This window comes from Streptomyces sp. TSRI0281 (assembly GCF_001905125.1).
Classification (GTDB): Bacteria; Actinomycetota; Actinomycetes; order Streptomycetales; family Streptomycetaceae; genus Streptomyces.
The window spans coordinates 200,983-225,196 of record NZ_LWLE01000036.1; the positions used below are offsets into that span (position 1 = coordinate 200,983).

23 protein-coding genes are annotated in these 24,214 nt (G+C 68.1%); 12 read left to right on the plus strand and 11 right to left on the minus strand.

Annotation, left to right across the window (positions count from 1 at the left end; all coding sequences use genetic code 11):
• The first annotated feature begins 133 nt into the window (after positions 1-133).
• Positions 134-592, plus strand: a complete 459-nt coding sequence (locus A6A29_RS37750; RefSeq protein ID WP_073727674.1) for a MarR family winged helix-turn-helix transcriptional regulator — start codon at positions 134-136, stop codon at positions 590-592.
• Between the two features lie 28 nt (positions 593-620).
• Complete coding sequence (locus A6A29_RS37755) at positions 621-1,073, plus strand: GNAT family N-acetyltransferase (RefSeq protein WP_073728118.1); 453 nt, start codon at positions 621-623, stop codon at positions 1,071-1,073.
• 79 nt (positions 1,074-1,152) lie between these two features.
• Here the strand turns inward: A6A29_RS37755 and A6A29_RS37760 are convergent, their stop codons facing one another.
• Positions 1,153-2,541 carry a serine hydrolase domain-containing protein gene (locus A6A29_RS37760; protein WP_073727676.1) on the minus strand — a complete coding sequence of 463 codons (1,389 nt, stop codon included), beginning with the start codon at positions 2,539-2,541 and terminating at the stop codon, positions 1,153-1,155.
• 141 nt (positions 2,542-2,682) lie between these two features.
• Positions 2,683-3,267, minus strand: coding sequence for a dihydrofolate reductase family protein (locus tag A6A29_RS37765; RefSeq protein ID WP_073727678.1), 585 nt, complete (start codon positions 3,265-3,267; stop codon positions 2,683-2,685).
• A 160-nt stretch (positions 3,268-3,427) separates the two neighbouring features.
• Between A6A29_RS37765 and A6A29_RS37770 the strand changes: the two genes are divergently transcribed.
• Positions 3,428-4,003 carry a TetR/AcrR family transcriptional regulator gene (locus A6A29_RS37770; RefSeq protein ID WP_073727680.1) on the plus strand — a complete coding sequence of 192 codons (576 nt, stop codon included), beginning with the start codon at positions 3,428-3,430 and terminating at the stop codon, positions 4,001-4,003.
• Between the two features lie 23 nt (positions 4,004-4,026).
• On the opposite strand, the gene A6A29_RS37775 is transcribed toward A6A29_RS37770, so the two are convergent.
• A complete protein-coding gene (locus A6A29_RS37775; RefSeq protein ID WP_073727682.1) occupies positions 4,027-5,169 on the minus strand; it encodes an FAD-dependent oxidoreductase in 1,143 nt (380 codons plus the stop codon).
• 188 nt (positions 5,170-5,357) lie between these two features.
• Here A6A29_RS37775 and A6A29_RS37780 point away from each other — a divergent pair, with 188 nt between their 5' ends.
• On the plus strand, positions 5,358-5,966 hold the full coding sequence (locus A6A29_RS37780) for a TetR/AcrR family transcriptional regulator (protein WP_073727684.1): 609 nt from the start codon (positions 5,358-5,360) through the stop codon (positions 5,964-5,966).
• A 110-nt stretch (positions 5,967-6,076) separates the two neighbouring features.
• Here A6A29_RS37780 and dnaB read toward each other — a convergent pair whose 3' ends face one another.
• On the minus strand, positions 6,077-7,552 hold the full coding sequence (dnaB, locus tag A6A29_RS37785; RefSeq protein WP_073727686.1) for a replicative DNA helicase: 1,476 nt from the start codon (positions 7,550-7,552) through the stop codon (positions 6,077-6,079).
• 459 nt (positions 7,553-8,011) lie between these two features.
• On the opposite strand from dnaB, the gene A6A29_RS37790 reads away from it, so the two are divergent.
• Entirely contained in the window at positions 8,012-9,349 is a 1,338-nt protein-coding gene (locus A6A29_RS37790; protein ID WP_073727688.1) for an MATE family efflux transporter, read from the plus strand.
• A gap of 213 nt (positions 9,350-9,562) precedes the next feature.
• Here A6A29_RS37790 and rplI read toward each other — a convergent pair whose 3' ends face one another.
• The 4 genes from rplI to rpsF form a co-directional block, all read right to left on the minus strand.
• The gene (gene rplI / locus A6A29_RS37795) at positions 9,563-10,009 is read right to left on the minus strand and encodes a 50S ribosomal protein L9 (protein ID WP_073727690.1); all 447 of its coding nucleotides are present in this window, start codon (positions 10,007-10,009) and stop codon (positions 9,563-9,565) included.
• 18 nt (positions 10,010-10,027) lie between these two features.
• The gene (rpsR, locus tag A6A29_RS37800) at positions 10,028-10,264 is read right to left on the minus strand and encodes a 30S ribosomal protein S18 (RefSeq protein ID WP_003967857.1); all 237 of its coding nucleotides are present in this window, start codon (positions 10,262-10,264) and stop codon (positions 10,028-10,030) included.
• A gap of 43 nt (positions 10,265-10,307) precedes the next feature.
• On the minus strand, positions 10,308-10,949 hold the full coding sequence (locus tag A6A29_RS37805) for a single-stranded DNA-binding protein (RefSeq protein WP_073727692.1): 642 nt from the start codon (positions 10,947-10,949) through the stop codon (positions 10,308-10,310).
• A 74-nt stretch (positions 10,950-11,023) separates the two neighbouring features.
• Positions 11,024-11,314, minus strand: a complete 291-nt coding sequence (rpsF, locus tag A6A29_RS37810; RefSeq protein WP_073727694.1) for a 30S ribosomal protein S6 — start codon at positions 11,312-11,314, stop codon at positions 11,024-11,026.
• Positions 11,315-11,592: 278 nt separating this feature from the next.
• On the opposite strand from rpsF, the gene A6A29_RS37815 reads away from it, so the two are divergent.
• The 3 genes from A6A29_RS37815 to A6A29_RS37825 all read left to right on the plus strand — a co-directional run bounded on the left by A6A29_RS37815 (position 11,593) and on the right by A6A29_RS37825 (position 14,318).
• Positions 11,593-11,907, plus strand: a complete 315-nt coding sequence (locus A6A29_RS37815; protein WP_073727696.1) for a hypothetical protein — start codon at positions 11,593-11,595, stop codon at positions 11,905-11,907.
• Positions 11,908-12,056: 149 nt separating this feature from the next.
• Positions 12,057-13,175 carry a lipid II:glycine glycyltransferase FemX gene (locus tag A6A29_RS37820; RefSeq protein WP_073727698.1) on the plus strand — a complete coding sequence of 373 codons (1,119 nt, stop codon included), beginning with the start codon at positions 12,057-12,059 and terminating at the stop codon, positions 13,173-13,175.
• Between the two features lie 111 nt (positions 13,176-13,286).
• Complete coding sequence (locus A6A29_RS37825; RefSeq protein ID WP_073727700.1) at positions 13,287-14,318, plus strand: alanine racemase; 1,032 nt, start codon at positions 13,287-13,289, stop codon at positions 14,316-14,318.
• Between the two features lie 40 nt (positions 14,319-14,358).
• Here the strand turns inward: A6A29_RS37825 and A6A29_RS37830 are convergent, their stop codons facing one another.
• Positions 14,359-15,873: a glycosyltransferase family 87 protein gene (locus A6A29_RS37830; RefSeq protein WP_073727702.1), complete on the minus strand. Its 1,515-nt coding sequence runs from the start codon at positions 15,871-15,873 to the stop codon at positions 14,359-14,361.
• Positions 15,874-16,096: 223 nt separating this feature from the next.
• Positions 16,097-18,475: a transglycosylase domain-containing protein gene (locus A6A29_RS37835; RefSeq protein ID WP_073727704.1), complete on the minus strand. Its 2,379-nt coding sequence runs from the start codon at positions 18,473-18,475 to the stop codon at positions 16,097-16,099.
• Positions 18,476-18,571: 96 nt separating this feature from the next.
• Here A6A29_RS37835 and A6A29_RS47275 point away from each other — a divergent pair, with 96 nt between their 5' ends.
• From A6A29_RS47275 to A6A29_RS37855, 4 genes are all read left to right on the plus strand, one after another.
• Positions 18,572-18,733, plus strand: coding sequence for a hypothetical protein (locus A6A29_RS47275; protein ID WP_241838794.1), 162 nt, complete (start codon positions 18,572-18,574; stop codon positions 18,731-18,733).
• A 519-nt stretch (positions 18,734-19,252) separates the two neighbouring features.
• Entirely contained in the window at positions 19,253-19,960 is a 708-nt protein-coding gene (locus tag A6A29_RS37845) for a PadR family transcriptional regulator (protein WP_073727708.1), read from the plus strand.
• A gap of 68 nt (positions 19,961-20,028) precedes the next feature.
• On the plus strand, positions 20,029-21,111 hold the full coding sequence (locus tag A6A29_RS37850) for an inositol-3-phosphate synthase (RefSeq protein ID WP_073727710.1): 1,083 nt from the start codon (positions 20,029-20,031) through the stop codon (positions 21,109-21,111).
• Between the two features lie 122 nt (positions 21,112-21,233).
• A complete protein-coding gene (locus tag A6A29_RS37855) occupies positions 21,234-22,502 on the plus strand; it encodes an MFS transporter (RefSeq protein WP_073727712.1) in 1,269 nt (422 codons plus the stop codon).
• A 91-nt stretch (positions 22,503-22,593) separates the two neighbouring features.
• On the opposite strand, the gene A6A29_RS37860 is transcribed toward A6A29_RS37855, so the two are convergent.
• Positions 22,594-24,036, minus strand: a complete 1,443-nt coding sequence (locus tag A6A29_RS37860; RefSeq protein ID WP_073727714.1) for a CCA tRNA nucleotidyltransferase — start codon at positions 24,034-24,036, stop codon at positions 22,594-22,596.
• Positions 24,037-24,214 lie beyond the last annotated feature (178 nt).

Genomic DNA, 24,214 nt, shown 5'->3' on the forward strand with positions numbered 1-24,214 from the left:
ACCTTCCCTGAAGATTGCGTCTGCGCCTAACGAGCGTCCACAATAATTGCAGACGCCGATTAATTGCAAGCGCGGGCTATTGCAGGCGTCCCCTATCCTGGAGGAACGCAGCTCCCGCACGGAGGAGAGATCCATGACCGCGACCGACCCCGCACTGACCGCCCTCTCCCAGGGCTGGTGCGCCCTCTCCCTGCTCCACGGAAAGATCGAGGGGCACATCGAACGGGCACTGCAGACCGGTCACGGCCTCAGCGTGCGGGAGTACTCACTGCTGGGAGTCCTGAGCCGGCAGCACAACGGGCCGGGCGGACATCTCCAGATGAAGCAGGTCGCCGACGCCGTCGTTCTGAGCCAGAGCGCCACCACCCGGCTGGTCACCCGCCTGGAGGACCGTGGCCTGCTGACCCGGTACCTCTGCGACACGGACCGCCGCGGCATCTACACCGACGTCACCGACGCCGGTCTCGCCCTGCTCGATGAGGCCAGGCCGACCAGTGACACCGCGCTGCGCGCCGCCCTGGACGAGGCCGCCGAGAATCCCGAGCTCGCCCCGCTCGTCAGGACGGTCGAAGCCCTGAAGGTCCCCGTGTAGCGCCCGCGAGCTGCGTATTGTGCCGATCATGAGTGATCTTGAGATACGTCCCGCTGTTGGCGGCGACCTCGCGGCGGTCGTGGCCATGCTCGCCGACGACCCGCTGGGCGCACAGCGCGAGTCGCCCGACGACCTGACTCCGTACCGGGCCGCGTTCCAGCGGCTGGCCGAGGATCCGAACCAGCATCTTGTTGTTGCCGTGCGCGAGGACCGCGTCGTCGGGACCCTGCAACTGACCGTGGTCCCCGGGCTGTCCCGGCGTGGCGCCACGCGCTCGATCATCGAGGGCGTCCGCATCCACGGCGACGAGCGCGGCAGCGGTCTCGGCACCCAGTTGATCCAGTGGGCCGTGGACGAATCCCGGCGCCAGGAATGCCAGTTGGTCCAGCTGACATCGGACGTCACCCGTACCGACGCACATCGCTTCTACGAACGGCTCGGGTTCACGGCCAGCCATGTGGGCTTCAAACTGACGCTCTGACCGACCGAGCGAGCGAACGAACGGGCACCGGCACCGGTGAAGGGTGCGTGTTTCACGTGAAACACGCACCCCCGGACGTTCAGCTGCCGAGCCCGCGCCAGCCGCCCTCGTCCACACCGCCGGGGACGGCCGCCCCCGCTTCGTACGGTTCACGGGTGAAGACGAACGACCCCAGGTCGAGGTGGTCCACCGTCCCGTCCTCGGCGCGCACGATGCGCAGGGTCTCCCCCGCGTAGTAGCCGCTGAGGCCCGTCCAGGTCCCGTCCGGCTCCGCGCGGAAGGCCGCTCCGCGACCGCTGGTACGCAACGGCTGAAGCTCCAGGCCCCGTTCCGCGACCAGCTTCAGAGCGAATGCATGGGTGCCCCAGTACCAAGGACCGGTCAGAGCCACCAACTCGGCGTCGGCGTCGGCGTCGGGCAGCGGGCGCCACGGCTCCGGGATGCGCGGCTCCGCCTCGGCAACGATCTGCACGAGGTCGGCGGCCACCACACCGGCGAGCAGCCCGGACGTCGTGTTGGTGAGCACAACCGCGGCGACATCGTCCTCCACGCTGAACCACAGCGCGGCGAGGAAGCCCGGCAGCGACCCCGTGTGCCCGACAAGAGTGCGCTCGTCCTGCCGGATGATCTGGAGGCCGAGACCGTAATTGCCGTACCAGTCACCGGACTCGGACGGCGCCGACGGTTCACGCATCTCCCGCACGGAGGCAGCCCGCAGGACCCGCTCGTCCCCCTCGGCGAGGAAGGCGGAGAACCGGAGGAGATCGGCCGCGGTCGACCAGAGCTGACCGGCCGGCGCCATCAGGCCGAGGTCCTCCGACGGTTCGGGCAGCATGACGTCCGCCCAGGGGTGCACGGCCCAACCGCCCGCGTGCGGTGCCTCCGGCCGGACCGTCGTGCGGTGCATGCCCAGCGGCTCCAGGATCTCGCGGCGCAGCACCTCCTCCCACGACGCTCCGCGTACCGCCTCGATCAGTGAACCGAGCAAGGTGTAGCCCGGGTTGGAGTAGTGGTGGCGATGGCCGGCCTGGTGCATGTGCGGCTGCTCACCGAGGACATCGGCGAGCTCGGGGCGGATAGTGCCCGGCGTCCGCTCCCACCAGGGAGCAGGCGTCTCGGCCCCCAGGCCCGCACTGTGCCCGAGGAGCTGGAAGACCGTCACGCTGCCCACGCCGGTACCGGGAAGGTGCTTCTCCAGTTGGTCGTCCAGATGGATCAGGCCCTCGTCGCGCAGCCTCAGCACCAGTACGGCGGTGAACGTCTTGGTGATCGAGCCGATCCGGAACTGCGTATCGGCATCCGGGGCATGCCCCTCGACACAGGTGCGCGCGCCGCTCCAGACCGGCTGTCCCTGCCGCTGGACCGCTGCCACGAGTGAGGGCGTACGCCCTTCCACCTGCGCGGTGGCGGTGCGGTGCAGCAGGGCGCGCCGAGTGCTGGGAAGCAGTTCTTCACTGGGGGAGGTCATGGTCAACAACTACCCGGCGCCCCGGCTCGTGGCGAGCCCTTTTCGCGGGACGCGGAAGGGCTCGCCACGAGGGCGGCAGGCACGGGACGGGAACCTCGGGCCGAAGGGCCGGAAAGGGAAGCAGGAGCGGGACGGGGAAACTCAGCGCTTGCGGCTGTACGTCCTGACCAGCACCCCGTTCTCGAACGTACGAACGTCCCTCAGCTCGAACTCGGTGACCGCGAAGCCGGAACCGAACATCGGCATCCCACTGCCGTACACCAGGGGGTATGTCTTGATCACGAGCTCGTCGATCTCGTCCAGCAGTTCCCCCGCCAGCTGGGAGCCACCGCAGAGCCAGATGTCCAGCTCGCTGTCCTCGGCCTTGAGCTCCCTGACCCTGGCGACCAGATCCTCGGAGATGAGCTCCACATTCGGGTCCGGTGACTCCTTGAGCGTCCGGGACGCCACGACCTCCCGCAGGTGGCCGTACGGGCTGGTGATCCCGGAGTCGAGCGCCAGTCGGTAGCTGGACCGCCCCTGGATCACGGTGTCGAAGCGCTGCGACTTCGCGTCCTGGAGTCCGAGGGACTCGCGGCCCTGGACCGCGATCGTCTCCGGGTACCCCGATGTGAGGAACCCGAGGAACTCCTCGCTCACAAAGGGGTACATCGTTGTCGCATCACCCTGGGGATCCCCGATGAACCCGTCGATCGAGCAGGCGATGAAGTACGTGAGCTTTCGCATGTGTTCCCCGTTCCACGTTCGACGCAGGCCGAAATGTCCTGTTCACGGTGGCAGCGGCGTCTTGGCGCCCCGCACCGCAACCACTTCATTTATAGTGCTTCACATGTAGTGGTTAAGCAAGCCTCTTCTCCGGAGAGGCGATCGGACGGAAGAGAAGACCATGGCGAAGAACCCCGAGCGCAGAACGGCGCTCACGGACGCGGCGATCGAGGTACTGGCGCACGAAGGGGCCCGCGGGCTCACTTTCCGCGCCGTGGACGCACGGGCGGGCGTGCCGGTGGGCACCTCGTCCAACTACTTCGGCAATCGCGACGACCTGTTCATGCAGGCGGGCGCGCGCATCAACAGCCGCATGACTCCCGACCCGGCCAAGGTCGAGCGGGCGATGCGCCCGGAACCCTCCCGCGAACTGGTCGCCGACCTCATGCGCTGGCTGGTCCAGCGCATGGCCGAGGACCGCACCGGCTACCTGGCCATGCTGGAACTCCGCTTGGAGGCCACCCGCCGCCCCGCCCTGCGGGCACAGCTGACCCGTACGGTGCGCACGGCATTCGACGAGAGCGCCGACTTCCACCGGAACGCGGAACTCCCGGGCGACAACGACGTGTTCCTCGTCCTCTATCTGGCCATGACCGGCGTACTCCTGGAGCACTTCACGCTGCCCGACATGCTCGCCGACACCGCGCTCGACCAGTTGGTGGAGACGGTCGTCACGCGCATCGTGCCCACGCGGTAGGACGCGCCGGGCCGGCCGCTGCGTCAGTGGTGGGCGGCCATGTGGGCGAGGGTCTGTGCGGCGCTGTCGGGGGCGAAAGCTCCATCGATGCCTTCAGCGGCGCCCTCGGCCGCCTCGATGGAGCGCGGCAGGAGGATCTTCTCGTAGGCGGTGACGGCGTCATCGAGGGAGTCGTGGCCGATGAGGGCCTGGGCGAGGTCGGCGCCGTCGCGCATGGCGAGGTTGGCGCCCATGCCGGAGAACGGCGACATCAGATGGGCGGCGTCGCCCAGCAGGGTGACGCCGGGGGTGTGGTCCCAGGTGTGGGGGACGGGCAGGGCGAACAAGGGGCGGTTGGTGTAGCCGGTGTCCGTGTCGGTGATGAAGCCGCACAGGGCGGGGCTCCAGTCGGCGAAGCGTTCCAGGAGAGCGTCGCGGACGGCGTGGGGGTCGGTCAGATCGACGCCTGCCTGCCGGTACCAGTCCTCCGGGGTGCGCATGCCGACGTAGACGCGGATGTGGCCGCCGCTGTTGCGCTGGGCGACGATGCCGAGGTTGTCGTCCAGGGCCATCATGGTGCCGTCGCCGGTGAGGGCGGCCAGTGCGCGGTGGCGTAGGTCGGCGTCGTGCAGGCCGGTTTCGACGAAGGTGACGCCGGTGTAGGCGGGGACGGCGTCGGACAGGATGCGGCGCACGCGCGACCAGGCGCCGTCCGCTCCGACGACCAGGTCGGCATCGCTGCTGACACCGTGGGTGAAGTGCAGGCGGTGGCGCCCGTCGCCGAGAGGTTCGGCGCGGTCCAACCGGTGGCCCCACCGGACGGTGCCGGGGTTGAGGGAGCCGAGGAGGAGGTCGCGCAGCTTCCCTCGGTCGATCTCGGGCCTGCCCCGTCCGCCCTCGGGCGGGGCAGCGTCGAACAGGGTCTGCCCGTCGCGTCCGACCAGGCGCCACTGTTCGCCCTCGGGGCGGGCCAGCGGGGTGAAGTCGTTCCACAGGCCGGCGGCACGCAGGGCGTACTGGCCGGTGTCCAGGTGCATGTCGAGGGTGCCGCCCTGGTCGCGGGCGGTCCCGGAGGCGTCGAGGTCGTGGACGGTGACGTCGATGCCGTGGCGCTGGAGGATGCGGGCGCAGATCAGGCCGCCGGGTCCGGCGCCGATGACGGCGATGCGGGCAGGGGTGTGGTTCATGTTCGTCTCCAGGTGCTGCGGGAGGGGCGGCGAACATCACTGGCCACCCCTGTGAGGGAATCGGAGAAGTCGAGGGACGTCCGGCCGGTGCGATCCCGGCGGGCCCTCCGCCTCCACAAAAGCACGACCACTAAAAAAGTGCAACGGTGCAACTTTTTAGATCAGGCAAGTTTGTGTATGGTGCTGGAATGACGACTCCCATGGGGCGGCGTGAACGCAAGAAGGCCGCCACACGCCAGGCGCTCGCCGACGCCGCGCTGCGCCTTTTCATCGAACACGGCTATGACGCGGTGACCCTGCACGACATCGCCGAGGCGGCCGACGTGTCCACCACTACGCTCCTCAAGCACTTCCCGGGCAAGGAGGCCCTCGTCTTCGACGAAGAGGCCGAGCAGGAGGCCGGGCTCGTCGCCGCCGTTCGCGACCGCACCCCCGGCACGACCGTCCCCCAGGCCCTGTGCGCGCACGTCAAACGCGTCCGGGTCCGCACCGAGGACTCCGATGCCGACGCCGACTACACCGATTTCCTCAACCTGGTGACCAACACCCCCGCCCTCAGCGACTACGCCCACCGCATGTGGATGCGCCACCAGGACGCTCTCGCCCACGCCATCGCCCACGACACCGGCGCCCCGCCCGACGACCTGCGCAGCGCTGCCCTGGCCCGCTTCGCCCTGGAGACCTCCGCCCTCGCCCACAGGGCCACAGATCCCGCACAAGCCGTCGACATCGCCTTCGATCTCCTCGAACGCGGATGGGGCACCCCGGCCCAGCAGCCCGGCACCGGCCGGAACTGATCACCACCACGATGCGCGAGGAGCCGAGCACTCCCACCGCGCAGCATCTCTCCGCAGTCCCCCACCAGCGGGAACACCAGCCGGAACCTCGGCCGGAACACCGGCCGGAATCAGGTCTGGGCCATGTCCACGAAGCGGGAGTAGTGGCCCTGGAAGGCCACGGTGATGGTGGCCGTCGGGCCGTTACGGTGCTTGGCCACGATCAGGTCCGCCTCGCCCGCGCGCGGTGACTCCTTCTCGTACGCGTCCTCCCGGTGCAGCAGGATCACCATGTCCGCGTCCTGCTCGATGGATCCGGATTCACGCAGGTCGGAGACCATGGGCTTCTTGTCCGTACGCTGCTCGGGTCCACGGTTCAGCTGCGACAGGGCGATGACGGGGAGCTCCAGCTCCTTGGCCAGCAGCTTGAGGTTTCGGGACATGTCCGAGACCTCCTGCTGTCGGCTCTCGGCCCGTTTCGAGCCGCCGGACTGCATCAGCTGCAGGTAGTCGATGACCACGAGCTTCAGGTCGCTGCGCTGCTTGAGGCGACGGCACTTCGCACGGATCTCCATCATCGAGAGGTTCGGCGAATCGTCGATGTAGAGCGGGGCGGCCGAGACGTCCGGCATGCGCCGCGCGAGCCGTGTCCAGTCCTCGTCGGTCATCGTGCCGGAACGCATGTGGTGCAGTGCCACCCGCGCCTCGGCGGACAGCAGACGCATCGCGATCTCGTTGCGTCCCATTTCGAGCGAGAAGATCACGCTCGGCAGATTGCTCTTGATCGAACAGGCTCGTGCGAAGTCCAGGGCCAGCGTGGACTTACCCATGGCGGGACGCGCCGCGATGACGATCATCTGGCCGGGGTGCAGCCCGTTCGTCAGGGCATCGAGGTCGGTGAAGCCGGTCGGCACACCGGTCATCTCACCGCTGCGCGAACCGATCGCCTCGATCTCGTCGAGAGCGCCCTCCATGATGTCGCCGAGGGGCAGATAGTCCTCGCTGGTGCGCTGCTCGGTGACGGCGTAGATCTCGGCCTGCGCGGAGTTGACGATCTCGTCGACGTCCCCGTCGGCCGCGTATCCCATCTGTGTGATCTTCGTGCCGGCCTCGACGAGCCGCCGGAGCACGGCCCGCTCGTGGACGATCTCCGCGTAGTACGAAGCGTTGGCCGCGGTCGGCACCGACTGGACGAGGGTGTGCAGATACGGCGCTCCGCCGACCTTGGTGATCTCACCGCGCTTGACCAGTTCGGCGGCGACCGTGATCGGGTCGGCCGGCTCGCCCTTGGCGTAGAGGTCGAGGATCGCCGTGTAGACGGTCTCGTGGGCCGGGCGGTAGAAGTCGTGGCCCTTGATGATCTCCACGACGTCGGCGATGGCGTCCTTGGACAGCAGCATGCCGCCGAGCACCGACTGCTCGGCATCGAGATCCTGCGGAGGCACCCGCTCGAAGCCGGGAGAGCCGCCGTCCCAGCTGTCCTCCGAGCCCCGGTCGTGCCGGTCGTCACGCCCCTTGCGGTCTCCGCGGCGCTGACGGGAAACGGGCAGACGGTCACTGGGACCGGTGTCGGCCCAGGGGTCGTCCAAAGGCTCGGAAATGCTCACCGGGCCACCTCCTCCCGTCCGCTTCGCGGACCTAGCCATGCCACTCTTTCTTACGGCACGGCACCGACAAACAGGCCGCCCGACTCCGCTTCCGGCGCGTCGAGTTCTGCGGGATTCCGAGGCCGGAACGGAGTGCGGGCGCCGGACCACGGTAGGCCGCTCCGCACCGTCAGCCAATCTGGTTATCCACAGGGCATGTGGACGACGGACCAGATGCTGTGGAGAACCCCGCCGAACCTGTGCACGGACCGGGGGACAGCACTGTGGACAAACTCATAGCCACTCGGCCATCAAGGCCCTGACCTGCACGTTCCCCATCCACCGACTGTGGGGAAGAAAAACTTTTCCCCTCAATTCAAGATCGCTGCAAACCGTGCACACCTGAGCGCACAACCGTGACCCAAGTAAGGACTGCAATGGCATTGCATCTCTTACCTGTGGAAGATTAGATTGGCCCCCATGTCCCAGGCGCCCGCGACCCCTCCCTCCAGCCGCAGAAGGCACGACCGCGAGATCATCGCGCTTGCTGTGCCCGCCTTCGGCGCGCTCGTCGCCGAGCCTCTTTTCGTGATGGTCGACAGCGCCATCGTCGGTCATCTCGGCACCCCTCAGCTCGCCGGTCTGGGAGTCGCCGCCGCACTGCTGATGACCGCGGTGAGCGTCTTCGTCTTCCTCGCGTACGCCACCACGGCCGCCGTCGCGCGCCGGGTCGGGGCCGGAGATCTGCCGGCCGCCATCCGTCAGGGCATGGACGGCATCTGGCTCGCGCTGCTGCTCGGCGCGGTGGTGATCGCGCTGACCCTCCCCTCGGCCCCGTGGCTGGTCGAGATCTTCGGCGCATCCGACACCGCGGCCCCGTACGCCACCACCTATCTGCGGATCTCCAGCCTCGGCATCCCGGCCATGCTCGTCGTGCTCGCCGCGACCGGCGTCCTGCGTGGTCTCCAGGACACCCGCACCCCGCTCTACGTCGCCATCGGCGGATTCGCCGCCAACGGCGTACTCAACGCGGTCCTCGTCTACGGCGCCGGCCTCGGCATCGCCGGATCCGCCTGGGGCACCGTGATCGCCCAGGTCGGCATGGCAGCCGCCTATCTGATCGTGGTGGTACGAGGGGCGCGCCGGCACGGAGCCTCCCTGCGCCCCGATGCCGTGGGGATCAGGGCCAGCGCCCAGGCGGGGGTCCCCCTGCTGGTCCGTACGCTGTCGCTGCGCGCCGTCCTGATGATCGCCACCGCCGTCGCCGCGCGCCTCGGCGACACCGATATCGCCGCGCACCAGATCATCCTCTCGCTCTGGAGCCTCACGGCCTTCGCCCTCGACGCGATCGCCATCGCGGGGCAGGCCATCATCGGCCGCTACCTCGGAGCGAACGACGCCAAGGGCGCACGCGAGGCATGCCGCCGCATGGTCGAGTGGGGGATCGGGTGCGGCGTGGTGCTCGGCGTACTGATCGTGCTCGCCCGTCCCCTGTTCATCCCGCTCTTCACCGGCGACCCGTCCGTCAAGGGCACGCTGCTCCCGGCGCTTCTGGTGGTGGCGGTCTCCCAGCCCATCGCCGGAGTGGTCTTCGTCCTGGACGGTGTACTGATGGGAGCGGGGGACGGGCGCTATCTCGCCCGGGCCATGCTGGTCACCCTGGCCGTGTTCGCTCCGGTCGCTCTGCTCGTTCCCACCTTCGGCGGCGGCCTCACCGCACTCTGGTGGGCGATGACTCTGATGATGGTGGTCCGGCTGGTGACCCTCTGGCTGCGTACCCGGTCGGGCCGCTGGATCGTCACCGGCGCCACACGCTGACCCCACGTGCCTCCGCGGGCCGATCACCGGTGCGGTACGCGCCCCCGCCCCCGTGCCTCGACACCGCTCCCGCCCCGGCCCCGGCCCCGCAGCCGTTTCACGTGAAACAAGCTGTCGTTTCACGTGAAGCAAGCTGCTCCGTTTCACGTGAAACGACGAAGGGCCGCACCCCGTGGGGTGCGGCCCTTCACCTAGCTCTGCTGAGCTCTGCCCTTAGGCAGCAACGACCTCGATGCCGAGCTTCGCTGCGACCTCGGGGTGCAGACGCACGGACACCTGGTGTCCGCCGAGCGTCTTGATCGGCGAGCCGAGCTCGACGCGACGCTTGTCGACGTCGGGGCCACCGGCAGCCTTGATCGCCGAGGCGACGTCGGCCGGGGTGACGGAGCCGAAGAGACGGCCGGCGTCGCCGGAGCGAACAGCCAGACGGACCTTCACGGCCTCAAGCTTGGTCTTGATCTCGTTGGCCTGCTCGATCGTCGAGATCTCGTGGATCTTGCGGGCGCGGCGGATCTGCGCCACGTCCTTCTCGCCGCCCTTGGTCCAGCGGATGGCAAAGCCACGCGGAACCAGGTAGTTACGGGCGTACCCGTCCTTGACGTCGACGACGTCGCCGGCGGCACCGAGGCCAGAGACCTCGTGGGTGAGGATGATCTTCATGCTCTTGTCACCCTTCCCTTATCGCGCGGTGGACGTGTAGGGCAGCAGCGCCATCTCACGGCTGTTCTTGACTGCCGTGGCGACGTCACGCTGGTGCTGCGTGCAGTTGCCGGTGACGCGGCGGGCACGGATCTTGCCACGGTCGGAAATGAACTTCCGCAGCATGTTCGTGTCCTTGTAGTCCACGTACTGGGTCTTGTCCTTGCAGAATGCGCAGACCTTCTTCTTAGGCTTGCGCACAGGCGGCTTCGCCATGGTGTTTCTCCTGTGTGATCAAGAAGTGGGGGTACGAGCTGCCCTAGAAGGGCGGCTCGTCCGAGTAGCCGCCGCCGGAACCGCCGGAGCCACCGGAGCTGCCGGAACCGCCGGAGCTTCCGCCCCAGCCGCCTCCGCCGCTCTGCTGGCCCCCGCCCTGCTGGCCGCCTGCCGGCGCGCCGGTCGCCCACGGGTCGTCGGCGGGAGCACCGCCGCCACCCTGCTGGCCGCCGCCACCGGGACCGCCGCCCCAGTTGCCGCCGCCCTGCTGGCCGCCACCGCCGCCGCCGTATCCACCCTGACCGCCCTGGCCACCGCGACCGGTGGTCTTGGTGACCTTGGCCGTGGCGCTCTTGAGGCTGGGGCCGACTTCCTCGACGTCCAGCTCGTAGACCGTGCGCTTGACGCCCTCACGGTCCTCGTAGGACCGCTGCTTCAGCCGGCCCTGCACGACGACGCGCATGCCTCGCTGGAGCGACTCCGCGACGTTCTCCGCCGCCTGACGCCAGACCGAGCAGGTGAGGAACAGGCCTTCGCCGTCCTTCCACTCATTGGTCTGCCGGTCGAAGATGCGGGGAGTGGACGCGACACGGAACTTCGCGACCGCCGCACCGGACGGGGTGAAGCGCAGCTCGGGGTCGTCGACGAGATTGCCGACGACCGTGATGACGGTCTCGCCTGCCATGGGTGAACCTCTCGGCGGGGATTGCTTCTGGCTGCTTGCTGCTACTCGAACCCGATGACCACTGAGCTAGAAGCTCAGTGGGTCTCGGGACGGAGGACCTTGGTCCGGAGGACCGACTCGTTCAGGTTCATCTGGCGGTCGAGCTCCTTGACGATCGCAGGCTCGGCCTGCAGATCGATGACCGAGTAGATGCCCTCGGGCTTCTTCTTGATCTCATAAGCGAGCCGACGACGGCCCCAGGTGTCGACCTTCTCCACCTTTCCGTTGCCCTCACGGACAACGGAGAGGAAGTTCTCGATCAGCGGGGAGACTGCTCGCTCCTCGAGATCGGGGTCGAGGATGACCATCACCTCGTAGTGACGCATGTGGAACCCACCTCCTTTGGACTCAGCGGCCACGGTCGTTCCGTGGCAGGAGGGTCGTGATGCGTAAGCAACAGTGTCTCCGAGTAAAACAGCCGCCACTGACAATTCGCTCGGTGAAGAGGGACTCGCAGTGCTGGCCTGGGCAGACACCGGTGCAGACCGTCCAGAGTACCCGTAGACCGGCTTCGGGTTGAAATCCGGTGCCCGGAGGACGCAATCTGTACACATCGGGTGTGAGCGGCGCTACAGTGCGCCGCCTTCCGGCCAGGAGGTACTCCATGGCACAGGCAATTCGACCCCGCTCATCCGTCTCCCTCTTCGCCACGGACGGCAAGGCTCATCCGCTCCAGGACACCCTGGTGGCTGTGACCCTGGTGCTCGGCGCTCTCGCCTTCGTGACGGCGATGTTCCACAGCCTTCACCTGATCAGTTCGTGGGCCGGGCTGATCGGCATTCTCACGGGCGCCTACGGGCAGTACGTCTCGGTGACCACCCGCGAGAGGTTCGCGCTGATCCTCGGCCTCGGCGCGTCCGCCGTCGGATTCTTCCTCGGAATGGCCCATGGCGGCCTCTTCGGAGGCGTGATCGGCTGAGTACGGGCCGCGCTCGACCGGGCACCGGCCGCGAAGGGCCGGTCCCGGTCGGGCGGGGCCAGAACGGGCGCTCCTCGGTCACAGTAGGCTTCGGCGCGAGAGCCGGAGCCCCTGACCGATGGGGACACACCTGCCGAGGAGCCCCCCGCATGAGCCTGACCCTGAGGACCATCAGCCGAGAGCAGCATCTGGCGTACATCCAGAGTCTGTCCTCGGCCAGTCACTGCCAGGTCCCGGCGTGGGCTGATGTGAAGACCGAATGGCGCTCGGAGAATCTGGGCTGGTTCGACAAGAACGGCGAGATGGTGGGCGCCGGCCTCGTCCTGTACCGCCAGCTGCCCAAGATCAAGCGCTACCTTGCGTACCTCCCCGAGGGCCCGGTCATCAACTGGTACGCCCCCAACCTGGACGAGTGGCTCCAGCCGATGCTCGCCCACCTCAAGCAGCAGGGCGCCTTCTCGGTGAAGATGGGCCCGCCCGTGGTCATCCGGCGCTGGGACTCGGCGGCCATCAAGTCCGGTATCCAGGACCCCGAGGTGAAGCGTCTGCGCGACGTCGAGGCCACCCTCATCGAGCCCCGCGCCTTCGAGGTGTCGGACCGGCTGCGGAAGATGGGCTGGCAGCAGGCCGAGGACGGCGGTGCCGGCTTCGGTGACGTACAGCCCCGCTACGTCTTCCAGGTGCCGCTGGCGAACCGTTCCCTTGAGGACGTCCTCAAGGGCTTCAACCAGCTCTGGCGACGCAACATCAAGAAGGCCGACAAGGCCGGTGTCGAGGTCGTCCAGGGCGGCTACGAGGACCTCGCCGAGTGGCAGCGGCTGTACGAGATCACGGCCGTGCGCGACCACTTCCGGCCGCGCCCGCTCTCGTACTTCCAGCGGATGTGGACGGTGCTCAACTCCGAGGACCCCAACCGCATGCGCCTCTACTTCGCGCGGCACAACGGCGTGAACCTCTCCGCGGCGACGATGCTCGTCGTCGGGGGCCACGTCTGGTACTCCTACGGCGCGTCCGACAACATCGGCCGCGAGGTCAGGCCCTCGAACGCGATGCAGTGGCGGATGCTGCGCGACTCGTACGCGATGGGCGCGACCGTCTACGACCTGCGCGGCATCAGCGACTCGCTCGACGAGACCGACCACCTCTTCGGCCTGATCCAGTTCAAGGTCGGCACGGGCGGCGAGGCCGTCGAGTACGTCGGCGAGTGGGACTTCCCGCTCAACAAGCTGCTGCACAAGGCGCTCGACATCTACATGTCGCGCCGCTGACCTCCGGTGGCATCGGTGACGAACCCGGTGCCACTCGCTTCAATGGACACTCCACCAAGCACCGCAAACCTCTGACTCCACCGCAGCCACCAGAAAGGTTCCGGGCCGGCCATGGCGCTCTCCCTCTACGTCGACACCGCGCGCTGGCGGGCGCACCAGAAGTCCGTGATCGACCAGTTCCCCGGACTCGTACCGGTCTGCAAGGGCAACGGTTACGGCTTCGGCCACGAGCGGCTCGCCGACGAGGCGATCCGTTTCGGTTCCGACACGCTCGCTGTCGGGACCACCTACGAGGCAGCCCGGATCAAGGACTGGTTCAGCGGCGACCTGCTCGTCCTGACCCCCTTCCGGCGGGGCGAGGAGCCGGTCCCGCTGCCCGACCGCGTCATCAGGTCCGTCTCCTCCGTCGACGGTGTGCACGCCCTGGTGGGCGCACGGGTGGTCATCGAGTGCATGAGCTCGATGAAGCGCCACGGCGTGAAGGAGGAGGAGCTGGGGCAGCTGCACGCCGCCATAGAGGACGTACGGCTCGAAGGCTTCGCTCTCCACCTGCCGCTGGACCGCACCGACGGCTCCGACGCGGTCGAGGAGGTCATCGGCTGGATGGACCGGCTGCGCGCGGCCAGGCTGCCGCTGCACACCATGTTCGTCAGCCATCTGCGCGCCGAGGAACTGGCCCGCCTCCAGCAGCAGTTCCCGCAGACCCGCTTCCGCGCCCGCATCGGCACCCGGCTCTGGCTCGGCGACCACGACGCGACGGAGTACCGGGGCGCCGTCCTGGATGTCACGGCGGTCGCCAAGGGCGACCGGTTCGGCTACCGCCAGCAGAAGGCCGCCTCGGACGGCTGGCTGGTGGTCGTCGCCGGCGGTACGTCCCACGGCGTCGGCCTGGAGGCTCCGAAGGCCCTGCACGGGGTGATGCCGCGGGCCAAGGGCGTCGCCCGCGCCGGACTGGCGACGGTCAACCGGAATCTTTCGCCGTTCGTCTGGGCGGGCAAGCAGCGCTGGTTCGCCGAGCCGCCGCACATGCAGGTGTCGATCCTGTTCGTGCCCTCGGACGCGCAGGAGCCGAAGGTGGGCGACGAGCTGGTGGCCCATCTGCGCCACACGACGACGCAGTTCGACCGTCTCGTGGACCGCTGACCCGTCCCGTACCCCTGCGGCCGGGTGACCCGGCCGCAGGTCAGTCGGCGGCGGCCCTGCTGTGCGCCGTGCCCCACTCCACCCGCGGTCCCTCGACCGCGTGGGCCGTGTGCCGGGACGGTTGCACCACGGGCCCCAGGACGAACGCGTCCGGTGCCTTGTCGAGGACTCCGCCCGACGGATCGTCCGAGCCGTCGGTCCGCACGCCGTCCCGCTCGGGCAGCAGGATGTCCCGTACGACCACGGCGCAGAGATACAGCGTTCCCAGCAGGTGCAGGGCGATCGCGACCTGGTAGCCCTGCTCCGGCAGCCCCTGGTGCTTGTCACCGCTGGTCGTGTACGCGAGGTACAGCCAGATCCCCATGAAGTACATGACCTCGCAGGCCTGCCAGATGAGGAAGTCCCGCCAGCGCGGCCTGGCCAGCGCGGCCAGCGGGATCAGCCAGAGCACGTACTGCGGCGAGTAGACCTTGTTCGTCAGGATGAAGGCGGCCACCACCAGGAACGCGAGCTGGGCGAACCGGGGCCTGCGCGGGGCCATCAGCGCCAGCCCCGCGATCCCCGCGCAGAACACGACCATCAGCAGCACCGACGCCGTGTTGACGGTGTCGACCTCGATGGCCTTCCCGGTGCGCTGCGTGATGATCAGCCAGAACGAACCGAAGTCGATCGGCCGTTCCTGACTGAAGGTGTAGAACTTCTTCCACCCCTCGGGGGCGAGCACCATCACCGGCACGTTGACCACCATCCAGGCCCCCGCCGCACCCAGTGCCGCCACCGAGAACTCCCGCCATTTGCCCGCCCGCCAGCACAGCACGAACAGCGGTCCGAGCAGCAGGACCGGGTAGAGCTTGGCGGCCGTCGCGAGGCCGATGAGGATGCCGAAGGCGAGCGCCCGGCCCCGGGACCACATGAGCATCGCCGCGGCCGTCAGGGCGACGGCCAGCAGGTCCCAGTTGATCGTGGCGGTGAGCGCGAAGGCGGGGGCGAGGGCGACCAGCAGCCCGTCCCAGGGGCGCCGCCGGTGCGTACGGGAGGTGCACACCGCGATGACCACGGCGCAGATCATCAGCATGCCCGCGTTGACCATCCAGTACATCTGCTCGCGCTGCTGGATGGGGTCGCTGTCCGGCGTGAGCGTCAGCCAGGCGGCGACCTGCATGAACATCCCGGTCAGGACCGGGTATTCGAGGAACTGCATATCGCCGGTGAGCCGGTCGAAGTACGGCGTGAGGCCGTCGGCGAAACCGCGCCCGGCGAAGAGATGCGGAATGTCGGAGTAGCAGGCGTGGGTGTACTGCGAGGTGGCGCCCCTGAACCAGGCCCACTCGTAGCAGGGGATCTTCTGCACCATGCCGAGTGCGAACATCCCGATCGCCACCAGAGCGATGACCCGCACGGGGGTCAGGGGGCCGTCGCCGAGCCGCGCCCAGCGGCCCACCCGCCCGCCGATCAGCTCGCTGCCGGCTGCGGCGACCTCGTCCTGCCGCGTGGGCCGTACGACGGGCCGCTCCTCGTGCACGCTCGTGTCTTCTGCGCTTGGCATGCCGCACATCCTGCCGTACGGGACTGTGGGCGGGATGTTTCACGGGCCGGGGACGCGGAGAGGGCCGCCGCACCGGGTGGTGCGGCGGCCCTCGTAGGAGCGGCCCTCGTAGAAACGGCTCTCGTCGGATCGGCCCTCGTGAGATCGATCCTTGTGGGATCAGTCCCCGTCCGGTCGGCTCCGGTCCGTCGGCGGTCGGCCGGGGCGGTCGACCGGGCGGCTTATGGGGCGGTCAGCCTCCGCCGCCCCACAGGGTCCCGTTCCCGTTCCCGTTCCCGTTCCCGTTCGTTCCGTTGGCACCGTCCGTCGCACCCTCGGCCGCACCGGAGTTGGCACCTCCCTCAGTGCCTCCCCCATCACCGCCCGCGTTCGCTCCGGTGGTGTCCCCACCGTTCGCACCGCCATTGGCACCCGCGTTGGCGCCGCCGTTGGCGTTGTTGCACTCCCAGTCGAGCGGGTTGCAGGTGTTCGACGGCGAGGGGGACGCCGTGGTGGGGTCGGGCGACGGCGTCGGGGGCGGCTCGGTCGAGGCGCTTTCCGAAGGCTTCGGGCTGGGCGTCGGGGTCGGGCTGGCCGCGCCGCCGCCGTACAGCGTCTCGCCCAGGGGCTGCGGCTCCGGGAAGCGCACGACCTCCTTCTTCTTCATCGCTTCGGCCATGTAGTCGTGCCAGATCGACGCGGGGAACGAGGCACCGTGGATCTTCTCCTCGCCACCCGTACCGAACATCTTCAGGAACTCGCGGTTCTTGCTGTTCTCGTCGTCGTCCAGCCGGAACATGCTGATGGCGGTCGAGACCTGCGGGGTGTAGCCGACGAACCAGGCCGACTTGTTGCCGTCCGTCGTGCCCGTCTTGCCCGCCACGTCACGGCCGGGGAGCTGTGCGGGCGTGCCCGTACCGTGCTCGACGACGTTCTTCAGTACGTCGGTGACGTTGTCCGCGATGGCGGGGTCGAAGGCACGCTTGGACTTCTTCTGGTGCCGGTAGATGGCCTTGCCCTTGTACTTCACTTCCTTCACCGAGAACGGCTCGTTCTGCTGGCCGCTGGTGGCGAAGGTGGCATAGGCGCCGGCCATCCGGATGGCGCTGGGCGAGGACGTACCGATGGAGTACGACGGCACGGTCGAGTTCGCCATGTAGTCGTCGTCACGCAGACCGGCGGCGACGGCGACGTCCTTCACCTTGTCCGTCCCGACATCCATGCCGAGCTGGACGTAGGGGGAGTTCGCGGACTCCTGCATGGCGTACCGCAGGTCGATGTCGCCGTAGTCGTGGTTGCCGTCGTTGGTCTGGAGCCACTTGTTGTTCTTCTCGTCCTGCCAGACCTCGCCGTTGTACTTCTTGATCTCCAGCCGGTCGTCACCGTTGTAGACGCTCTTCGGGGACACCGGGGTGCGCGACGACTCGCCCTGGTCGGGGCCCAGCGCCGGATCGCGCTTGCCGTACTGCATCGCCGCGGCCAGGACGAACGGCTTGAAGGTCGATCCGACCTGCGCGCCGGTCGGGTCGGCGTTGTTGGTGTAGTGCTGGGTGGCGTCCTGACCGCCGTACGTGGCGAGCATGGCACCGGTCTTCGCGTCCACCGACGCGCCGCCGAACTGCACATGGGTGTCGGTCTTGGGGCGCTTCTTCGGGTCGATCTTCGCCTTGTAGACCTTCTCCACCGCGGCGCTGAGGGCGTCGACCTTGTCCTTCTCGAACGTGGTGTGGATCTCGTAGCCGCCCAGGTCGAGGTCCTCCGCGTCGACCTTCGGGCTGCTGTTGTTGATGAAGTACTTCTTGGAGAGGTCCACCAGGTAACCGATCTGACCGCCCAGCTGGGCGTTCTTCTTCGGCTTCTTCGGCATCGGGAACTTCTTGTACGTGTCGCGTTCGGCCTGCGTCATCCGGCCGTCCTTGACCTCCTCGTCAAGGATCCACTTCCAGCGCGCCTTCGCCCGCTCCGTGTTCTTCTCGGCGGTGGCCTTGTCCTTGTCGACGTCGGGAGCACCGGCGGGGTCGTAGTAGCTCGCGCCCTTGAGCAGCGTCGCCAGGAACGCGCACTCGCTCGGGTCGAGCTTGGAAGCGTCCTTGCCGTAGTACGTGCGGGCCGCGGCCTGGAGGCCCGACGCGCCGCGTCCGTAGTAGGAGACGTTCAGATAGCCCGCCATGACGTCGTGCTTGTCGCCATTGCTGCCGACCTTGAGCGTGATGAACAGTTCCTTGAACTTGCGGCTGAGCGTCTGTTCCTGGGTGAGCATCGAGTTCTTCACGTACTGCTGCGTGATGGTCGAACCGCCCTGGGTCTCACCGCCCTTGGCCATGTTGAACAGGGCGCGGGCGATGCCCATCGGGTCGATGCCCCGGTCGTCGTCGAACGTCTTGTTCTCGGCCGAGATGACGGCGTTGCGCATCGCCTCGGGGATCTGTTCGTAGCTGATCACCTGACGGTTGGCTTCGCCTCCGGTCGCCACCATCTGCGTACCGTCGGCCCAGTAATAGACGTTGCTCTGCGCCTTGGCCGCGTCGTTGACCTTCGGGGGGACGACCATCGCGTACGCGAGCCCGGCCGCGCCCATCAGCAGTCCGAGGAAGCTCAGACAGACGCCGGAGACCAGCCTCCATGACGGCACCCAGCGACGGAAGCCGTACTTCCCGCGGCGCGGATAGTCGATGAAGCGCTTCTTGCCGGGGCGGCTGTCACCACGTCCCCGGCCGCGCGGGCCGTCGTGTCCGCCTCCGCCACCACCGCGCCGTCGGCCGCCCCCGCCGCCCGCGTCGGCTCCATGGCCGACGGAACCCGCCTCTTCGGCTCCGCGCCGCCGTCCGCCGCGCTGAGCGGCACGACGGGCCTCGGCGCGGCCGCCGTAGGGGCGCTCCTCGCCGTGTGAATCGGAAGGTGACTCGTCTGTTGCTCTGCGTGACGGCGCTGCGCGGCGTCCTGTTGGCTGCGGGGCGGCTCGTCTGGCCGCGGCACGCCCGCTGCCTTCCGGCTGAGGCGATTTGCGACGGTGCTCGCTCATGGAACGACTACTCCTCGGGCAGGCGAGAGCGCCTGGAAGCGGCAGTTGAGATCCGGTCCCCCCGAATTACGGACAAGCCCTGCGGAAGGCTCACCCGCAGCACATCCGGCCGTCCGCGATGACTGACGCCCGGCGGCGCCACTCGGTTCCCGGTGATCTGCATGCCGCACAGACTACGCACGGTCAAAACCCGCCTAGGGCCGAAGTTCACCCCAAACAACGCAAGTCGCTTCCTAAGAATTCGTGATGTGACGCCGTTCACGAAGGCTCCCCTTGTCGAACCGTGCAGACCGATCTATCGTGCTGATGTATCGACTCGATACATCAGCACGGCATAAGTTCGACGTACGAGCTCCACGGGAGCACTCGGAGCAGGAGGAGGCGAAGGTGAGCAGACGCTCCGGCATCCTCGAATTCGCCGTCCTCGGTCTGCTCCGCGAGTCCCCGATGCACGGGTACGAGCTGCGCAAACGCCTCAACACATCGCTGGGGATCTTCCGCGCCTTCAGTTACGGCACCCTCTATCCCTGCCTCAAGACGCTGGTCGCCAACGGCTGGTTGATCGAGGAGCCGGGAAGTGCGCCGGCGGACCTTCAGCCGGCCACCGGCCGGACGTCGGCGCCCGCCTCTTCACTCACAGGGCGCCGCGCCAAGATCGTCTACCGGTTGACGGCGGAAGGTAAGGAGCACTTCGAGGAGCTCCTCTCGCACACCGGGCCGGACTCCTGGGAGGACGAGCACTTCGCGGCACGCTTCGCCTTCTTCGGACAGACGGAACGCGACGTGCGGATGCGCGTGCTGGAAGGCCGGCGCAGCAGGCTGGAGGAGCGTCTGGAGAAGATGCGAGCCTCCCTTGCCCGTACCCGTGAACGGCTCGACGACTACACGCTTGAGCTGCAGCGACACGGCATGGAGTCCGTGGAGCGCGAAGTGCGCTGGCTGAACGAGCTCATCGAGAGCGAGCGGTCGGGACGGGATCAGCGACGATCCTCGCCCGAGGGCTCCGCTCAGCAGGACACATCTGGAGAGACGGGCGGCCTGCCCCGGCACCGGGGTAACACCCCGCCGGATCCGTCCGACGACACCGCCAAGTGAAGTCCCCGCAGATCCGCAGGACTTCATCCTTCATCGGTCATACCGAGAACACACAGGGAGCAACCGGAATGGGTTCGGTTCGCGTAGCCATCGTAGGCGTGGGCAACTGCGCCGCCTCGCTGGTGCAGGGCGTCGAGTTCTACAAGGACGCCGATCCGGCCGGCAAGGTGCCCGGTCTGATGCACGTCCAGTTCGGCGAGTACCACGTCAGCGACGTCGAGTTCGTCGCCGCCTTCGACGTTGACGCGAAGAAGGTCGGCCTCGATCTCGCGGACGCCATCGGCGCCAGCGAGAACAACACCATCAAGATCGCCGACGTGCCGAACACGGGCGTGACCGTCCAGCGCGGCCACACCCACGACGGTCTCGGCAAGTACTACCGCGAGACGATCGAGGAGTCCGCCGAGGCGCCGGTCGACATCGTCCAGACCCTCAAGGACAAGCAGGTCGACGTCCTCGTCTGCTACCTGCCGGTCGGTTCCGAGGTCGCTGCGAAGTTCTACGCGCAGTGCGCCATCGACGCCAAGGTCGCGTTCGTCAACGCTCTCCCGGTCTTCATCGCCGGTACCAAGGAGTGGGCGGACAAGTTCACCGAGGCCGGTGTCCCGATCGTCGGCGACGACATCAAGTCCCAGGTCGGCGCCACCATCACGCACCGCGTGATGGCGAAGCTCTTCGAGGACCGGGGCGTCGTCCTGGACCGCACGATGCAGCTGAACGTCGGCGGCAACATGGACTTCAAGAACATGCTCGAGCGTGAGCGCCTGGAGTCCAAGAAGATCTCCAAGACGCAGGCCGTCACCTCGCAGATCCGTGACCGTGAGCTCGGTGCGGACAACGTCCACATCGGTCCCTCGGACTACGTGGCCTGGCTGGACGACCGCAAGTGGGCGTACGTGCGCCTTGAGGGCCGTGCCTTCGGTGACGTTCCGCTGAACCTTGAGTACAAGCTTGAGGTGTGGGACTCCCCGAACTCCGCCGGTGTCATCATCGACGCCGTGCGTGCGGCGAAGATCGCCAAGGACCGCGGCGTCGGTGGCCCGATCCTCTCCGCGTCCTCGTACTTCATGAAGTCCCCGCCGGTCCAGTACTTCGACGACGAGGCCCGCGACAACGTCGAGAAGTTCATCAGCGGCGAGATCGAGCGCTGAACCGGCCCGCACGGCTGACAGCCTCACCAGGGCGATGAGCGGCGACGCTCCTTCCCTGCCTCACGTCGGGGGTCCCCGGGCAATCCGCCCAGGGGCCCCCGACGTGTGTGACGCTTGCTCACATGCCTGTCGCGCGTGATCTGCGCATACTCCTGCGCCTTCGGAACTTCCGTCGTCTCCTCGCCGTGCGACTCCTCTCCCAGTCGGCGGACGGCGTCTATCAGGTCGCCCTCGCCGCGCACGTCGTCTTCTCCCCGGAGAAACAGGCTTCGGCCGGCGCCATCGCCTCGGCGATGGCCGTGCTCCTCCTCCCGTACTCACTGATCGGCCCGTTCGCCGGCGTGCTGCTGGACCGCTGGCCGCGCCGTCAGGTCTTCCTGTACGGCAACCTGTTGCGGGCGACCCTCGCCTGTTGCACGGCTCTGCTGATCCTCGGCTCGGTTCCCGACTGGCTCTTCTACGCCTCGGCCCTCTGCGTCACGGCCGTCAACCGCTTCGTCCTGGCCGGACTCTCCGCGGCCCTGCCGCGCGTGGTCGACGCCGACCGCCTCGTCATGGCCAACTCCCTCTCCCCGACCGCCGGTACGCTCGCGGCCACCGCGGGTGGCGGGCTCGCCTTCGTCGTACGCCTGGTGGCCGACGAGTCCGATGCCGCGGTGGTCCTGCTGGGCGCGCTGCTCTATCTCCTCTCCGCAGTGGCTTCACTGAGCCTGCCCCGAGGACTTCTGGGGCCGGACCCCGACGGAAGCCCACTGCGGCTGAGGGCGGCGCTGACCGTCACGGCCCGAGGGCTCGTCGCCGGACTGCGCCATCTGGCGGAACGCAAGGACGCAGCCCGCGCGCTGGCCGCCATGACCGTGCTCCGCTTCTGTTACGGCGCTCTGACCGTGATGGTGCTGATGCTGTGCCGCTACACCTGGTCGGACAACGAGTCCGACGGCCTCGCCCTGCTGGGCCTGGCCGTGGGGATCTCCGGGGCGGGCTTCTTCGTCGCCGCCGTAATCACCCCGTGGGCGGTGGGGCGCGTCGGCCGGTACGGCTGGATGGTGGTGTGCGCCGGGACGGCGGCCGTCCTGGAACCCGCGCTGGGGCTGTCGTTCGCCCTGGTGCCGACGCTGATCGCCGCGTTCGTCCTCGGAGTCGTGACGCAGGGCTCGAAGATCGCGACGGACACGCTGGTGCAGACCGGGGCGGACGACTCCTTCCGCGGCAGGGTCTTCTCGCTCTATGACGTGCTGTTCAACGTCGCGTTCGTGGGCGCCGCGGCCGTGTCGGCCCTGCTGCTGCCCCCGAACGGGAAGTCGGTCACCGTGGTGGCGGGAGTGGCGGTGCTCTACGCGGCCGTCGCGGTGGCGTTGTTCCGATGGAGGCGAGCGAGCGGGGAGTCGTAGCGTGCACGAGGGGCGTTGTTTCACGTGAAACAACGCCCCTCGGCCTGCGGCCGTCGGTGATGTTTCACGTGAAACATCGCCGACGGCACACTCAGCTCTGCGCGGCCCACCACTCCTTGAGCGCCGCTACCGCCGCATCGTGCTCCATGGGCCCGTTCTCCAGGCGCAGCTCCAGCAGGAACGCGTACGCCTTGCCGATCACCGGTCCGGGACCGACATCCAGCACTCGCATGATCTCGTTGCCGTCCAGATCCGGGCGGATGGAGTCCAGCTCCTCCTGCTCCTGCAGCAGGGCGATGCGCTCCTCCAGCCCGTCATAGGTCCGCGAGAGAGCTTTCGCCTTGCGCTTGTTCCGCGTCGTGCAGTCCGAGCGGGTCAGCTTGTGGAGCCGGTCCAGCAGCGGTCCCGCGTCGCGCACATACCTGCGCACCGCCGAGTCGGTCCATTCCCCGTCGCCGTAGCCGTGAAAGCGCAGATGCAGTTCCACCAGCTGCGAGACGTCCTTGACCATGTCATTGGAGTACTTGAGTTCAGTCATCCGCTTCTTGGTCATCTTGGCGCCCACCACTTCATGGTGGTGGAAGGAGACCCGGCCGTCCTGCTCGAAGCGACGCGTCCTCGGCTTGCCGATGTCATGGAGCAGCGCCGCAAGCCGAAGGACGAGGTCGGGACCGTCCTCCTCCAGATCGATGGCCTGCTCCAGGACGGTCAGGGAGTGCTCGTAGACGTCCTTGTGACGGTGATGCTCGTCACTTTCGAGCCGCAGCGCGGGAAGCTCCGGCACCACCCGGTCGGCCAGACCCGTGTCGACCAGCAGCCCCAGCCCCTTGCGGGGGTGTGCGGAGAGAAGGAGCTTGTTGAGTTCCTCACGGACCCGCTCGGCCGAGACGATCTCGATACGTCCAGCCATCTCCGTCATGGCCGTCACGACATCGGGGGCGACCTCGAAGTCCAGCTGTGCGGCGAACCGGGCGGCCCGCAGCATGCGCAGCGGATCGTCGGAGAAGGACTCCTCGGGCGTGCCCGGTGTACGCAGCACTCGCTCCGAGAGGTCCCTGAGGCCGCCGTGCGGGTCGATGAACTCCTTCGCCGGCAGAGCGACGGCCATGGCGTTGACCGTGAAGTCGCGGCGCACGAGGTCTTCCTCGATGGAGTCGCCGTAGGAGACCTCCGGCTTGCGTGAGGTCCTGTCGTACGCCTCCGACCGGTAGGTCGTGACCTCGATCTGATAGCCGTCCTTCTGGCAGCCGACGGTGCCGAAGGCGATCCCGACCTCCCACACCGAGTCGGCCCACGGACGCACGATCCTGAGCACGTCCTCGGGGCGGGCGTCGGTGGTGAAGTCCAGGTCGTTCCCGAGCCTGCCGAGCAGCGCGTCGCGAACCGAGCCGCCCACCAGGGCGAGGCTGAATCCGGACTCCTCGAATCGGCGGGCGAGGTCGTCTGCGACCGGGGACACCCGCAGCAGCTCACTCACTGCGCGGTGCTGCACCTGACTCAGGGCACTGGCGTTGTCTTCGTTGGCGTTCGGCACAACAGAAAAGGTTACGTGCATGGACCGGCCCGGACGTCATCGTTTACGGGGACCCTGCAAGACTCTCCCGATCATGTGGCTCGGACCCCAGCACTTAGCCCCCGCGCACATCGTTACCATGCGTGGACGCAGAACCGACAACGATCGACAGCAGTTGACGACGACGAGGGACGGGCAG